Here is a 14939-nt window from a genome sequence, read left to right on the forward strand (position 1 = left end):
CACAATAGTCTTTTAATTGTAAGATATCAAAATAGCAGACGGATAAACGCTTACCCCCGCTGATTTTTTCCCTTTACGGTAATGACATCTACAAAAGGACGAATCCGGTCCATCAAGCGTTGTCCTTTGTACATTTCCTCTCCGTCCTTGCTCGTAAAGCTGAGATGCTTCTCCAGCCCCTGCAACGAATAATTGGAAGTATAAAAAGTAGGTTTGCGGTTCATTCGGTAATTCAAAATGGAACCCATCACATGGTCCCGTACCCACGGGCTTAAATTTTCGGCACCAATATCGTCAAATACGAGCAGATCACAATTTTTGAGCATTTCGGTCGTTTCCTTCAGCTTCTGTCCATCCTGAATCATGGACTTTAAGTCCTCCACAAAATCAGGCATATACACGATCACACCGTTCAGACCCGACAGAGCCAGCTCGTGCAATAGATAGCCCATCAAAAAAGTTTTACCCGTACCAAACGTACCTTCCAGATACAGTCCTTTTTTGGATAGACCCTGACTTTTCGTTTCTTCAATGTAACGGAATAGCTGTGTGACGGCAGGCATACGTTGTGAATCTTTGCGCGCAATCTCAAGAGCGTTATATCCCTCCAGAAGTGCCCGTTCATCCACATAAAAGCTTTTAATTCTCTGACGCACCCGTTGTTCATGTTGGGAAGCAACCAACTTCGCACATGGGGTCCGAATGTCCACGATTTCGGCTGTTCCATTCGGATATTCCACGCCCAGCTTACAAAAGTGGCCCTGAAAATCGTTAGGACACCGTTCCAGCCCCGGACAATTGTCGCAATTTCGACGATTCCGGGCATACTGAAAGAGCATGCTCATGTTGAGTCGCAATTGTGTTTCGTCCACATCAGGATGCGCAGCACAAAACTCCTGCACGAGCGGATCATTTAGAACTTGATCGGCTACATTGCGAGTGCGCTGGCGAAACGAAGGGTTCTGCATCTGCTGTAGCAAATCGCCCAGTGATTCCAAGAACGCTCCTCCTTTCTAAAATGTGCAGAGTTATGGGGGGAGACGCTTCGCGGATGGATCATTCTTACGATCGCTGTTGCCACCAGATTTTTTCTATCGTAATAGAAATTTAAAGGTGAAAATCCGGTGGCAAAGGCGAACGCTATCGCTTCTCCAGAACGATTCCATCCGCTCCGCTACTGACCGGCATAAAGTCGACATCTATTTGAATTGGCTTCGCTTAATAGTTTTATAAAACCTAAAATCCACTAGACTTTTTTCTGTTTTCCGGATTGCATTCGTTCGGCCAGACGCATCAGTTCATCCAATTCTTCCTCAGATACAGACTCCTCGGAAGGGTGATCCTGAACGATTGGAATGGATGGCTTGGCTGGCCCGTTATTTTTGGCATATGCGCGGGATCGGCCGCCGGAAGGAGAAGCAGAGGACTGTTTTCCTTTTACCTTGGCTTGATCCCTTATATATTGAACGGCTTTTTCGTAAGTGTTTACCTGCTTAAGCAGCATGTTGGAAGCAACGGCCTCGACAAAGTTTCGGTTAATTCGCTGATCGCTCCCCGATACGAGCAGTGACATCAAATAATGGATCAGCACATTGATGACTTCACCGGGCAGCTTATAGCTGATATCAATTTTCTCAAATATATCCAGCAGGTTACCGGGAACCGTGCCGGGGAAAAAGGTTTGCAGCAAACGGCGATAAGGCTCGTTGCGCAACATCATATTATATTGGTGAATGTCACACTTGGCTGTGAATTGTGGTGGAACCTCCACATAAAATTCCATTTCCACAGCCTGTTCTGCAGGCGGCTCTTCAGGTGTGGAAGCTTCTCTTTGGCGCAAGGCGACCACTTTGGCGGCCTGTACCTGCTGTTCCTCCTGACGCTTCCGATCCTGTCTGGAGTGCTGACTAGCCCGAAGCTGAAGCTCGTCAAGCAACAAGTCGCCTGCTTCGGTAAAAATACCATCCTCATCCAGCAAGCGACTAATATCCTGTACAGAAAGGTCAAATTTGCGAACAACGTAATTGACCATGCCTAACTGCTCGTGTTCAAACCGGAGACGCTCCACGTGCTTGCGATTGGCAGATTCACGCGGAAAACGGAGAATAATATCTGCATAATTCAATGCTTCCTCCGATTCTGACGCTAGTGGTCCAGTCTGACGGCTAGTGGACACCTCGGACAGCGCCTGTTCCAGTTCGTAATCTATAACATGGGTATTCAATTCAAATAACTCGTAGAAAGGAATCGAAATATTTTCTTTATTATAGGAAGATTGCGACCATTCGCTAGATTCCCTACTCCACAACGATTCTCTCAGAGAAAGCACTGCAAACTTACCGATTTTGTCTCTCAACAAAAGGGTGAGATGCTGCGTTCTGAAAAATTCAGCAGGTGCGAGCGGCGGCTGCATCTCATATTCATACATATAGTCGTCCGTTTCGGGTGCATACAGCCTGGACGTCTGTAACAGACCGACGGCCTCCAGCTTGGAGGTCTGTTCAATCAAATACTTGCGTCCCTTCTCACTCGGCTCCAGTCCCAGTGTCAGAAAAAGGCGACGCTGCTGTTCCAACGGCGAATAACCGATTTGTCCGACTGGCACATGCTGGAACAACAGTCGATACAGACTGACCGCAAATGCGCCTACCATCGGCTGATAGACGCTTCCCAGCATCAATTCATCCAGTGCGCTCAAGCCAAATTCCCGATAAACGCAGTAGCGGTGGTTCTCAGTATAGTGCAGCAGGTTTTTCATCCGCATTCCAACATTCTTCCTTTCCTGACATAACGGTCTCCAAGATGTTTTTCTATTCTATCATACTTGCCTTCTCGTGGGACCAACAAAATAAGGGCAATTGTTCTCCTTTTTGGCAGCCGTATTCGTCTGACTTCTACTTTTTTCGAGAATACTAACTATTTTAAGACTTTGTGACCTGTATCATGGTAAAAATAAAATTCTTCACACTTCTTTCATTGGTGAAAAGCTTTACTTTGAGCTACAATATAATGGTTAAGCATCACGTATTGGATACAGGAATGATATAAGGAAGTACACATATTTCGGCTAAGCTGATTATCATTTACAGACGTAAAGGAGTGTAGATCGTGAGTCAACATCAACCTCAACAAACCCCAGCAACTCCCAACGAAGTAGCCTCCACACTGGAAGGCTGGTATGCGCTTCACGATTTCCGGTCCATCAACTGGACAGCATGGAAGACCGCAGACGATGAAGAGCGCGCCGGAGCACTGGACGAGCTTCAAGAGTTTATGAAGGAATGGAACGTTACCGAGGAAGCGGGTCTGGGCAGTTCAGCTGTCTATACTGTTGTCGGACAAAAGGCTGATTTTGTCATGATGCACCTGCGCGAAACGCTGGAAGACCTCAATAAACTGGAAAATGATTTTAACAAAACAACCTTCGCCAAATATACAACCAAAACCTATTCTTATGTGAGTGTGGTGGAACTAAGTAATTATTTGAGCAAAGATGAAGATCCAATGCAAAATCCACAAATCGTCGCACGCTTGAAGCCTGTATTAAACAAGGCCCGTTATATTTGTTTCTATCCAATGAACAAAAAACGTGACCTGGACGACAACTGGTATATGCTTTCGATGGACGAGCGTCGCACCTTGATGCGCAGCCACGGTTTAATTGGACGCAGCTATGCTGGCAAAGTAAAGCAAATTATTTCCGGTTCCGTCGGCTTTGACGATTGGGAATGGGGCGTAACACTGTTCTCCGATGACGCACTTCAGTTCAAGAAGCTAATCTACGAAATGCGTTTTGATGAAGTCAGTGCCCGTTACGGTGAATTCGGCTCCTTCTATGTCGGCAGTGTGTTAAATGAAGAGACATTTGAAGACATGTTGAAGCTGTAAACCATAAGCGTCGGAACTATGTCGCAACATACAATCAAGGATTCCGCGAACTCCCACTTTCGGGACGACGGAATCCTTTTTTATAAGACCTAAAGCTATAATAGAAGAGAAAAGGCCCCTCACGGGTGCCTGATTAAATCGTATTCTTTATGATTGCCAGGTCATAACCAAGGAATGATATCTCCGATTATTGCAGCACAGGCTCGCCCCCTACGGATGTATCCTCACTTTTCGCCAGCTTTCTTTTCTCCAAAGCGATCAGGATAAAGATAATAAGCAGCAAACCACTTAGTAAGATCAAAAATCCCCCCAATTCGGGAATAAAATATTTTAAGCTTCCACCTTTAAAGCCCATACCTCTTAAAAACTTGAAATGCCAGGTCAATGGGAGAATGTTACTTATATATTGCAGCGATGGAGGCAGCATAGCCACTGGCAATTGAGCGCCGCTCAGTAAAAACGAAGGCAGTATAATTAGCATGAGGCGTGGGGAAGCTTTTCCAGGATTGGCCGCATTCCACCCTAAAGCCATCGCAAACAAACCCAACGTAATCGTGTACAGGAGAAATGGAATACTGAGCTGCCATACATTCGCTTCAAAGCGTAGTCCGCCAATTTGCTTGAGCAAACCAATGGACAGGTAAAAGGACACACATCCTACTAACGCATACGGCAACACCCTAAGAATCAAGCTATACGAATGCTGAAGCTCCTCTTTTAATCTTCCTTGCTCCCGCAATCGCGGGACAATTGTCAGTACAGTAGCACCAATCAGTGAAATCATGACCGTATTAATGAACCCCATAACCGAGGTCATCAAAGTAGCATTGGTAGGATTATATAACAGGCGCTGCTGAAGCAGCATATTGGAAGTAAGCCCTGTAACCTGACTGTCACTCATTCCCATACCCTTTAATCCACCACCAGCCAGCATCGCATTTTCCGTCGCCATGATCTCTGTGACTGCCGAGCGTAGATTTCCAGTAGCCTGACCTACCGTATTATCTACATAAAAACCGATGTTGCTCTGAACTCCTTTAATCCTATTTTCCTCCAACCCAGCTGGAAGGTAAATCACCGCAAAAAACTTTTCATTATATAAAAGTAAATTCGGATCGGTTTCGTTCTCTTGCACATGGCGTACATCAATATACTGCGATGCATCTAATTTATTAATAAGCTGTCGGCTATAACTGCTATGATCTAAATCGACTACAGCTACAGAGGCATCGTTAAGCTGATTATTTTTAAAAACAAATCCAAAGGCAACAGCTACAACGATAGGAACGAGCAGCATAATAAAAACCATTTTGCCGCTGATCATCAGCTTCCATTCTTCTATAAACGCCTTCATTTCGTCACAACCTCTACCGTCATTCCAGGTAATAATTCAGATGTTCGCTGGACATCCACCCGTATTTGGAAGGAGCTGATATCCGACAGACCTTTGTCCCGACTCATTCTCATGTTGGTATACTGAGGGGCAGAAGTAATGTACCTCACCTTGCCTTGGACATCTTTATCTAAAGCTACAACGTGCGAAGTCACATTTCCCCCAGCTTTAAACTGTGATATGGAATCCTCGCCCACATAAATATCGTAGTATAGCTGATTGGTTTCAATAACGGCGCCCGTTGCCCCCGTAGAAACGATCTCTCCCATTTTAGGTACAATACGTGCCACCTTACCATCTGTAGATGCCTTCAGCACCATACGTCCGCGCTGCAATTCCAAAGTTTTGAGTTGAACACTCAATGCCTGCTTTTGTTGAGCCAGAAGATCCACATTGTATTCGCTATTCTTAACATCTTTTCGTGTTTGCGAGGTTTGAGTCAAGGCTTCCTTGGCTTTTTCTGTTTTGATACGAGCCTGCTGGCGTTCCTCAGCAGTCGCGCCAGCCTCCATTTTATCCAAAGCGGTTTGCTGCTGAGCGATCCCATTTTTAGCAATGTCCGATTGTTTGCTAGCCGCTGTAATCTGGTTATTGGCAATTTCAACCTGATCCTTAGCTGTATCTAACGCGATTTGGGCATTATCCAGTTGGTTTTTGGCGTTATCCAGTTCTGCTTTGGTTCCAGCTCCGGCATCATATAACGCTTTGATACGGTTGTAATTCACTTTAGCCAAGTCCAGAGCCTGTTGTCTGGATGATACTGTTTTTTGTGCGATTTCCGCATTTCTTTTGGCTGTCTCTACTCCTGTCAGAGCTGCGTCCAACGATTGCTGTGCTGCTTCAATAGCCAGCTTTTGTCTTACAATATCCTCCGCACGTGTGCCTTGGTTTAATAAGGACTCTCCCGCTTGCGCGGCTTGAATGTCCAATTGCCCCTGTTTTTCTGAATTCGAAATTTTCTCCGACTGATTTTGCAACCCGTCTTTAGCCTGTTTTATTTTCACATCAGCCTGTGCGATATCCGTTTTTAATTTCTCAATTTGCAAATCAAGGTCTACAGGATCGAGGGTCATGAGCACATCCCCTTTTTTCACCTGTTGTTCTTCCTTCACCTCAATCGTGTTTACTCTTCCCCCTACGCCCTGAAAAGCAACATTCACGGTATCTGCCGTAAGCAGTGTATTTTTTTGTTGGGCTGCCATACTCACAGCATCCTTGCCGCTCATTGCCATTAGCGTACCCCCGGTACCTAACGCGACAACAAGTAAAACGTACACGATGATCTTTTTGTTCATTACAATAAACTCTCCTTCATGATGATTTAGCCAATGATAGTTAAAAATAATAGTCAAAAACAAATAAGGAGCCTGATAGTACGACGTCTAACTATTTAAGCCGGGAAATTTGATTATTCCTGTTTTATCCGTTCAACACCTGAGGAAAGCTTCTGTAAGAGTGTTGCAAAAAGATCATGATCCTCCTGCGTAAATTCATTCATCAAATCCGAAAAAAGCTGAATGAACAGTGGAATTCTTTCCGTCATTAACTGTTTTCCTTCATCAGTCAAAGAAATCGCGGTCATACGTCGATCCGTTAGCGTACTTCTTCGGATGATCCCGTCCCGTTCCAGCTTGTCAATTACGCTGGTTACTGTTGAACGTGTAACTCCGGAATACTCAGCCAACTCGGACGGAGTTAATGAACGGTCATACAAATACAAAGGCATTAGAATTTTAAGATTTCCAATAGATACCCCATACTCAGACAGTCTGGAAGACACCCCATTGTACACCTCGTGAGCTGTCTGCACGAAAAGTACTAACGTATTCAACGATCGGGAATCCACATTTGGAAACTTTTCAGTCAATAAATTTATTTTCCTGGGATCAGCATTGATGTTAAAATCAGAATTCAATGTGAAGCTCCCCCTCTGTAATTAGTAATCATACTATACGTCGTCTAATAGTTATGAGTCAATATCTTTTTTTGTTCACCTAAATAAAAAAGGTCTCCAAGCTCCTTTAGAGGAGTCATGGAAACCTTTTGGCCTTAGAAAAACCGTCCTTTTTTCAGTACCAGTGGAATTCCGCCAATGATGAACAGATAGCGGAGATCCACAATTTTTTTCAATTGTGCGGCCACCCAACCTTTTATTTTGCGTTTGCCCACCACGGCGACGGCTTCCCCTTTTCCAAGAGAAGCAACCGTCCCTTTGTTGGAAAATATGAACTTGTGCAGCTCCTTTTTGCGAAGAGTAGCGGCCAGATTCTTGGCACAAAGAACCCCTTGCTGCATCGCAATTTGGGCAGTCGGTGGATAAGGGCGTCCTTCAGGATTAAACATCAGGGAGCTGTCCCCGATAATAAAAATATCATCGTGGCCCGGTGCACGCAGAAAATCGTCGATTTTCACCCTTCCGCGCATCACTTCGAATCCGGCTTTCTCGATTAATCCGTTCCCACGGATCCCTCCCGTCCAGACCACCGTGCACGCTTCGATTTTCTCCCCCTCACCAACGATTACACCATCCTGCAAGCATTCCTTAATCGGAATTCCAATGCGGAAGGTGACCCCTTTATGCTTAAGGACGTTCATCGCATACTCCACCAGCTCAGGATCGAACCCTGGCAGCGCCGTAGGAGCTGCCTCGACGTTAATGATTTGAATCCGGTTAAAATCGATGTCATAGGCTCTGGCCAGCTGTGGCAATCGATCCGCCAATTCTGCTACAAACTCAATGCCGCTAAAACCAGCGCCTCCTACGACGAAATTGAGGCGACCTGGTTTACCGTCATTTTTATACAGGGCCAGCTGGTATTCAATATGCTCACGAATCAGGCGAACCGAGTTAATACTGCGAATCGTCAGCGCGAACTTATCCATTCCCGGAATACCGAATGTTTCTGGCTCGCCGCCTAATCCAATGACCAAATAGTCATAGGAGAGTGATCCATCCTCCAGCACGATTTTTTTCTCCTTCGGTATGATTTCCTTAACCGTTCCTTTGACTAAATCCACCTTGAACTCATCGATTAGCTGGGCAATCGGAATCCTTGAATGCTCAATCGTATCCGTACCTGCCGCAGGCATATGAAGATGTGTCGTAATATAGTGGTAATCATGTCGATTGATCAGTGTGACATCCGCCTCATTGTGCTTGAGCTCCTTTTGCAATTGCTGAGCCGTCAATATACCGCCATATCCGGCGCCCACAATGACAATTTTGGGAATACTGCTCATGCTTCTACCCCTTCCGATATACATAATCATTAATTATTCAAAGCTGTTCTCTCAAAACGGTTAATTTATACTCACAGAAAAGTCTTCATCAAATATTAATCGCTTTAACTTTGCAAGCGGAACCCAGCAGTTTATAATGATAAACAGTGAATCATGCGTTCGGCGGCTATCTGAACCTCTATGCGGCTGATTCAATATCTACAAATCCCATACTATCCCTTTCGGAGGTGTTTTTAGAGTGACAGATCAATCTACAGGTGCGGAGATCCGCGATCTGATTATTATCGGAGGCGGTCCAGCCGGTATTTTCGCCGCTTTTTACGGAGGAATGCGTCAGGCATCCGTCACCTTAATTGAAAGTATGCCCCAACTGGGCGGCCAGCTTGCAGCCCTTTATCCTGAAAAATATATCTATGACGTCGCTGGCTTTCCTAAAGTGACTGCACAGGAACTGGTTAACAATTTGGTTCAACAAATGAACCACTTTAATCCAGAGGTGCAGCTAGAAGAGAAAGTCGTATCATTAGAGAAAAAGGAAGAACGCCACTTCATCGTAAAAACAGACAAAGGTGGCGAGTATCATGGTAAAGCGGTTATTATTACCGCTGGTGTGGGTGCTTTCGAGCCGCGCAGACTGGAGCTTCCAGGTGCCGAACGTTTTGAAAAAACGAACCTGCATTACTTTGTCAGCGACCTGAGCAAATTTGCAGGCCGAAAAGTGCTAATTAGCGGTGGTGGTGACTCTGCTGTAGACTGGGCACTTATGCTGGAACCGATTGCAGAACAGGTTACATTGATTCACCGCCGTGACAAATTCCGTGCGCATGAACACAGTGTCGAAAACCTCCTCGCTTCCAAAGTAAACGTTATTACACCAACGGAAATTACAGAATTGCATGGAGAAGACACAATTACGAAAGTCACTCTTGCTCATGTAAAAACCAAAGAAACACAGGAAATCGAAGTGGACGATGTGATCGTTAACTTTGGATTTGTATCCACACTTGGCCCGATTGCTGAATGGGGAATTGAAATCGAAAGTAACTCTATCGTGGTCGATTCTCGCCAGGAAACTAATATTCCCGGCATTTTCGCCGCTGGGGACATTACGACCTATCCAGGCAAGCTCAAGCTGATTGCGGTCGGCTTTGGTGAAGCTCCTACGGCAGTCAACAACGCCAAGGTCTATGTAGATCCAGATGCCAAGTTATCTCCTGGTCACAGCAGTAACATGAAATTGTAGTCTAGTTTAGACTATGACAAAAAAGGGTATTTTACTCCAAATTTGAATCTTTGGAGTGAAATACCCTTTTTTACGGTGTGCCTATTCGTTGCAGTGATTGTCCGTAAAGTCATCCGAACCCTGAATGACTTCACAGTCGCAGTACGAGAGCTTGTCCGGTCTAATGAAGGACTACGGCTGTATTCATCTCTAACTTTCTTTTGTGAATCTCAGCCAGCAACAGTGCAATGAAGTCACATTCAAGTTTAAGCTCGATTGCCATCTGATAGGAATCCAAAAGCATTTCATCCGTCAGCATAGCCATCCTCGACACAACCTTTCCTTTTATTTCAAAATCTATTCTATCAAAATACCAAAATCGGAACAAGCGTTCTGTTATCCACAGTCAATTGTGGAAATCCTGTGTATAAATTGTTGGTAAGTGTCGTTAACCCATATATGTGACAGGGGATAATGTGGACAATATTTATACACAGAATTTTGACGCTCGAACACAAAAAAAATATTTTTATTATTTATATAAATATATTATATTTAGCGTCTTGTTAATAGATTATATTGGAATTTTTTTAAAGAAATCAGAAATTTATTGAGGTCTTGTATTAACCTCTAAAATCCATACCCGTCCACTCTGATCAAGCCCGTAATCAAATCCCAGTTGTCCGATCCCAGGAAATCTTCTTTCCAGTACAGGAATACAGCGCTGTGTAAGTTGAATGATTTCTCGCCGCTTTTGAATAGCAAGCCGCCGGGGATATATCATCCGAAGCGCCTCTGTTCCCTTCAGCAAAGTTCCCCCTTTGCACAGATTTGTAATGACCAGTCCGGGACGAGCATGACGTGCAACCACCGCACGAAAATCCCATCTCTGCCCTTCCTTCACGACTTTGACTCGATAGTCGACAGGTCTACCTTGAATACTTGCCAGTTGGATGCCTTGTTGAATGAGATATGGACGTTGGATTCGGAGCTTATTGATTCCGAATACAAGTGCTCTAAAATGACTGAACCGATGTGTATGCTCCATACGCGTACAGGCGTATCCTCTACGCTCCTTTGCCACACGCATGACTCCGATTCCTCCGCCTCCTTTTACAGGTTTTATAAATACAAAAGCATGCCGCCGCAGCATCATGCGCAATTGATCTTCACTATATAGACAGGTTTCCGGTATATAAACGGCGGTATGTGGATGGTGCAGCAGCGCCTTCGTCTTTAGCCATTTGCTTGCAAGTTGTCTCATCTAACCCTCTCCTTTCGCCGTCAGGTATACTTATACATACTCAACAGGAAGGTTCTATTCTTGGATGATTGTCGGTGGCATGTGTCTATTTCGACAAGATCATGGCGAACGGTAGCATGCACCGAACATCACTGGTACAATGACAATAATCTACTACCATTTGCACGGAGCAGCGGAAATTACCGGCAAATCGTTTTTTTCAACAAGGAGGTCAACTCATGAATAGCAAAATTGGCATCATGGACATTGGCTCAAACTCCATACGTCTGGTGATCTATGAAATGACAGAGACAGGAGCCTATCGAATTGTGCAGGAATGCAAAGAAGCTGCCCGACTGAGCGAAAAGGTTGGGGCCAACGGCCGTATGGAACGAGAGGCGATTCGAAGCATCGCTCCATTGCTGCGCCAATTTATGGCGGTATGCCATATGCACGGGGTTGTCCGTATGCGTGCAGCAGCAACAGCAGCCATCCGCAATGCCACGAATTCGGACGAAATCGTCCAATGGATCGCGGAGGAGACAAATTTAACACTGGAAATACTGAGCGGAGAGCAAGAAGGCTATGCCGGTTTTCTGGGAGTAGTGAACACTATGAATGTGAGTGACGGAATCATTATTGACATCGGGGGTGGCAGTACCGAAATTACGTTGTTCCGCGATCGAGAACGACTGCATACTGTGTCATTTCCCTTTGGCGCCGTCAATATGAATTGGCGCTTTGGACGTGAGGTCAAGAATGGCGAATGGTCTCCTCAGCAGATTGAGGAAATGGAGAGCTTTGTCCGTTCTTCCCTGCAAAATCATGATTGGATCTTCTCCAATCCGGGTCTGCCATTCATCGGGCTAGGTGGAACCCTGCGTACTTTGGCTAAAATCAATCAGAAACGATTGGATTACTCACTTCCTGTGACGCACCATTACGAAATGACGATAGAAGATGTCAATTACTTCTATGGAAGTCTGCCCCATCTGCCCTATGAAAAACGCAAAAAAACAGCCGGCCTGTCCAAGGACAGAGCCGACATCATTGTACCGGGTCTTATTATATTGAAAACGATATTTGAAGCTGCTCAAGGCTCCGCGTATTTGGTCAGTGGAGCGGGTCTGCGAGACGGCCTATTTCATGAGCTGGTCAACGCTGAACAGCCCGTGGTAGCTAATCCGCTTATCACATCCATTCGCAATATCCTTTCGTTTGCTGTCCCGGTTAGCGAAGCGCATGTCAAGCGAGTTAACGAGTACGCCGTCCGGCTCTATGACACATTAGCTAGCGGAACCTCAGCTGCTATGGACAAACGCTTGTTACTGACCGCAGCAACTCTTTACAAAACGGGAGCTGCCTTGAATTACTATCATTTCCGCCAGAATTCCGTATTCTGGATCTTACATGCAGGCATTGGCGGTTTATCCCATAGGGAAACGGTACTAGCCGCGTTGATCGCGGATTACCATCCCAAGAACCGGACACCCCGTTTGCTACGCACACATGCGGATATTTTGGAGCCTTCCGACGAGGAACGTGTACATCGGCTCGGCTCGCTGCTCCAGCTCGCGATTGGCATGGATCGGAGTGAGTCCGGAATGATTAGCAGCATCAATCCCACTACAGGGGATGATGCACTGCATCTTCGTCTGGAAAGCAAGAGTGAACCCATATTAGAACAACGGGAGCTGGAATCAGTTGCCAAGGATTTCCAAAAGGCATGGAATCTTACATTGTCGTGGTCCATTCTACCTTCTTCCAATTTCTAACCTTCATCGCTTCAGATTGGCTCCTGATGGGAGCCTCTTTGTCGTTTCTGGACACAAATTGATAGCTGCCGTTAGGCATAAGCTGGCGTGCCTTCACATTATCTCTTAACGATAAATGCAGAATATCTGCCAGCATTTCTTTGATCCCGTCATCATAAATCGGGCACATCAGTTCAATTCGGCGGGTCAAATTTCGCGTCATCCAATCCGCACTGGACAGAAACAACTCGGAATTGCCTCCATTTTCAAAATAAAACAATCTGGAATGTTCCAGGAAGCGGTCTACAATACTGATGACACGTATGTTCTCGCTGAATCCTTCCACACCCGGACGCAAACAGCAGACCCCTCTAATGATAAGATCAATCTTCACACCTGCTTGGGAAGCCGCATATAGTTCATCGATCATCTCCTGATTGGATAAGGAGTTGATCTTGGCAATAATCCGGGCGGGCTTACCTGCCAATGCTTGCTCAGCTTCCCTACGGATGAGTTCAAACAGCTTGTTCTTCATTCCCGTTGGAGCCACCGTAAAAGCTTGCAAAGTCTTGAGCGCAGAGAATCCCGTAATTTCATTAAACAGTTCGGAGGCATCCTCGCCAAGTACCGGATCCGACGTAAACAATCCGATATCTGTATACACGCGCGCCGTGCTTTCATTATAATTGCCTGTGCCTACGTGCACATATCGTTTGAGTGCGTTGCGCTCATGGCGTATGACAAGAATGATTTTGGCGTGCGTCTTCAAGCCAACCAGCCCATACACTACGTGACAGCCTGCTTTTTCAAGCGTACGCGCCCAGGCAATATTACGTTCCTCGTCAAAACGGGCTTTCAGCTCCACCACCACCGTTACCTGCTTGCCCGATTCGGCCGCACGTGCCAATGCCGGAATCAGCTTCGATTCCCCGTTGACACGGTACAGGGTCATTTTGATTGCCATCACATCCGGGTCCTCTGATGCCTCAATGATAAAATCAGTTACCGCATCGAATGATTCATACGGATGGTACACGAGCACGTCCCGTTTGCGAAGCACGTTGAAAATATCCTCTTGCGGGGGCAGTTCTTCCGGATACAGTGGTTTGATTGCCGGAAATTTCAAATGCGAATACCCCTCCAAATGATCGGCAAAAGACGACAAAAACGTCAGATCCAACGGCCCGTCCATCTCAAACACATGATCGAACAGCTTGAATTCGCGTTGAAGCTCCATCAGGGCATAGGGATGAATCCCTTTTTCTACTTCCAGTCTTACCGGCGCCCCCCGTCGTCTTCGACGCAGCTCTTTTTCAATCTCTTCGAGCAAATCTTCGATCTCTTCTTCATTAATGGACAAATCGGAGTTACGCGTAACACGAAAGGCATGAACCGCCTCCGGAACATATCCGGTGAACAGCGTTTGAATGTGATGCTTGATTAGTTCCTCAATTAAAATAAATGATTTCTTCTTGCTGTTCGACCGCAAAGGCACCGTAACAACACGTGGAATATTCGAAGGCACCTGCACAATGGCAAAAAGTGGTTTATCCTCCTCCGTATCTCCGGGACGTCTCAAGACGACCGCTAAATATACGTATTTATTGTGAACGAGTGGAAAAGGACGGCTCTGATCGACCGCCATCGGCGTGAGCACCGGAAATATAATTTCATGAAAATATGCATCCAGCGACTTGCGCTGTGTCGTATTTAAGTCTTCATATTCGAACAGTAAAAGACCCTTTTTCGTCAAGAGGCGAGAAATATCACGATAGGTCCGGTATTGTTCCGATACCATTGAGACGGTACGCTTGATCAGGCGTTTGTACAAACCGGAGGGGGTATATCCCGTAAAATCCTTTTGCATAAAACCCGCCTTGATCTTCTCGCGCGTTTCTGCAACACGAACAGCCATAAACTCATCCAAATTGCTAGATACAATCGCCAAAAATTTGGCTCTCTCCAGCAACGGTGTATCTGCATCCTGAGCTTCCTGAAGCACACGGCGATTAAATTCAATCCAGCTTAAATCTCGGTTAAAGTAACGTTCTGACCCGGCTTTATCCTTATTCTGACTCTCTATCAACATATGGCCTCCATCAATTCATGCAGTATAGTTACCCTTTATTGTACTATTAGATGAAACGCACTAGCATCACAGCAGTGTAAACGCAATGTAAAATGTGTGTAAACACAAAC

At 45.6% G+C, this 14939-nt stretch carries 12 protein-coding genes; 3 read left to right on the forward strand and 9 right to left on the reverse strand.

Features of this window, described 5'->3' with window-relative positions:
* Positions 1 to 50: 50 nt before the first annotated feature.
* Together dnaI and NLX82_RS17440 are read right to left on the reverse strand one after the other, a co-directional pair.
* A complete protein-coding gene (dnaI, locus tag NLX82_RS17435) occupies positions 51 to 998 on the reverse strand; it encodes a primosomal protein DnaI (protein WP_254348689.1) in 948 nt (315 codons plus the stop codon).
* A 248-nt stretch (positions 999 to 1246) separates the two neighbouring features.
* Positions 1247 to 2764 (reverse strand): replication initiation and membrane attachment family protein, encoded by a 1518-nt coding sequence (locus tag NLX82_RS17440; RefSeq protein ID WP_069080307.1) that lies wholly within the window; start codon positions 2762 to 2764, stop codon positions 1247 to 1249.
* A gap of 344 nt (positions 2765 to 3108) precedes the next feature.
* On the opposite strand from NLX82_RS17440, the gene hemQ reads away from it, so the two are divergent.
* Positions 3109 to 3888 (forward strand): hydrogen peroxide-dependent heme synthase, encoded by a 780-nt coding sequence (hemQ, locus tag NLX82_RS17445; protein ID WP_023990152.1) that lies wholly within the window; start codon positions 3109 to 3111, stop codon positions 3886 to 3888.
* Between the two features lie 187 nt (positions 3889 to 4075).
* On the opposite strand, the gene NLX82_RS17450 is transcribed toward hemQ, so the two are convergent.
* The 4 genes from NLX82_RS17450 to NLX82_RS17465 form a co-directional block, all read right to left on the reverse strand.
* Entirely contained in the window at positions 4076 to 5242 is a 1167-nt protein-coding gene (locus NLX82_RS17450; protein ID WP_068941833.1) for an ABC transporter permease, read from the reverse strand.
* Positions 5239 to 6576, reverse strand: coding sequence for an HlyD family secretion protein (locus NLX82_RS17455; protein ID WP_069080306.1), 1338 nt, complete (start codon positions 6574 to 6576; stop codon positions 5239 to 5241). The genes NLX82_RS17450 and NLX82_RS17455 overlap by 4 nt, the downstream gene beginning before the upstream one ends.
* 113 nt (positions 6577 to 6689) lie before the next feature.
* Positions 6690 to 7196 (reverse strand): MarR family winged helix-turn-helix transcriptional regulator, encoded by a 507-nt coding sequence (locus tag NLX82_RS17460; RefSeq protein WP_069080305.1) that lies wholly within the window; start codon positions 7194 to 7196, stop codon positions 6690 to 6692.
* 134 nt (positions 7197 to 7330) lie between these two features.
* The gene (locus NLX82_RS17465; protein ID WP_023990156.1) at positions 7331 to 8521 is read right to left on the reverse strand and encodes an NAD(P)/FAD-dependent oxidoreductase; all 1191 of its coding nucleotides are present in this window, start codon (positions 8519 to 8521) and stop codon (positions 7331 to 7333) included.
* 238 nt (positions 8522 to 8759) lie between these two features.
* Here NLX82_RS17465 and NLX82_RS17470 point away from each other — a divergent pair, with 238 nt between their 5' ends.
* Positions 8760 to 9764: an NAD(P)/FAD-dependent oxidoreductase gene (locus NLX82_RS17470; protein ID WP_068941838.1), complete on the forward strand. Its 1005-nt coding sequence runs from the start codon at positions 8760 to 8762 to the stop codon at positions 9762 to 9764.
* A 160-nt stretch (positions 9765 to 9924) separates the two neighbouring features.
* Here the strand turns inward: NLX82_RS17470 and sda are convergent, their stop codons facing one another.
* The gene (gene sda, locus NLX82_RS17475) at positions 9925 to 10068 is read right to left on the reverse strand and encodes a sporulation histidine kinase inhibitor Sda (protein ID WP_023990158.1); all 144 of its coding nucleotides are present in this window, start codon (positions 10066 to 10068) and stop codon (positions 9925 to 9927) included.
* A 282-nt stretch (positions 10069 to 10350) separates the two neighbouring features.
* Positions 10351 to 11007: a YheC/YheD family protein gene (locus tag NLX82_RS17480; RefSeq protein WP_023990160.1), complete on the reverse strand. Its 657-nt coding sequence runs from the start codon at positions 11005 to 11007 to the stop codon at positions 10351 to 10353.
* A gap of 218 nt (positions 11008 to 11225) precedes the next feature.
* On the opposite strand from NLX82_RS17480, the gene NLX82_RS17485 reads away from it, so the two are divergent.
* On the forward strand, positions 11226 to 12761 hold the full coding sequence (locus NLX82_RS17485; protein ID WP_069080304.1) for a Ppx/GppA phosphatase family protein: 1536 nt from the start codon (positions 11226 to 11228) through the stop codon (positions 12759 to 12761).
* Here NLX82_RS17485 and ppk1 read toward each other — a convergent pair.
* Complete coding sequence (gene ppk1, locus NLX82_RS17490) at positions 12721 to 14829, reverse strand: polyphosphate kinase 1 (RefSeq protein WP_028541444.1); 2109 nt, start codon at positions 14827 to 14829, stop codon at positions 12721 to 12723. The two genes, NLX82_RS17485 and ppk1, sit on opposite strands and share 41 nt — an antisense overlap.
* Positions 14830 to 14939 lie beyond the last annotated feature (110 nt).

Origin of the sequence: Paenibacillus sp. A3M_27_13 (assembly GCF_024213315.1) — a bacterium.
Classification (GTDB): Bacteria; Bacillota; Bacilli; order Paenibacillales; family Paenibacillaceae; genus Paenibacillus; species Paenibacillus polymyxa_B.

Excerpts from the sequence above, each read along its gene's own strand:
- NLX82_RS17465 (WP_023990156.1), bottom strand. The coding sequence starts at position 8,521 with ATGAGCAGTATTCCCAAAATTGTCATTGTGGGCGCCGGATATGGCGGT.
- NLX82_RS17440 (WP_069080307.1), bottom strand. The coding sequence starts at position 2,764 with ATGCGGATGAAAAACCTGCTGCACTATACTGAGAACCACCGCTACTGC.
- NLX82_RS17480 (WP_023990160.1), bottom strand. The coding sequence starts at position 11,007 with ATGAGACAACTTGCAAGCAAATGGCTAAAGACGAAGGCGCTGCTGCAC.
- sda (WP_023990158.1), bottom strand. The coding sequence starts at position 10,068 with ATGGCTATGCTGACGGATGAAATGCTTTTGGATTCCTATCAGATGGCA.
- NLX82_RS17485 (WP_069080304.1), top strand. The coding sequence starts at position 11,226 with ATGAATAGCAAAATTGGCATCATGGACATTGGCTCAAACTCCATACGT.
- ppk1 (WP_028541444.1), bottom strand. The coding sequence starts at position 14,829 with ATGTTGATAGAGAGTCAGAATAAGGATAAAGCCGGGTCAGAACGTTAC.
- NLX82_RS17455 (WP_069080306.1), bottom strand. The coding sequence starts at position 6,576 with ATGAACAAAAAGATCATCGTGTACGTTTTACTTGTTGTCGCGTTAGGT.
- NLX82_RS17450 (WP_068941833.1), bottom strand. The coding sequence starts at position 5,242 with ATGAAGGCGTTTATAGAAGAATGGAAGCTGATGATCAGCGGCAAAATG.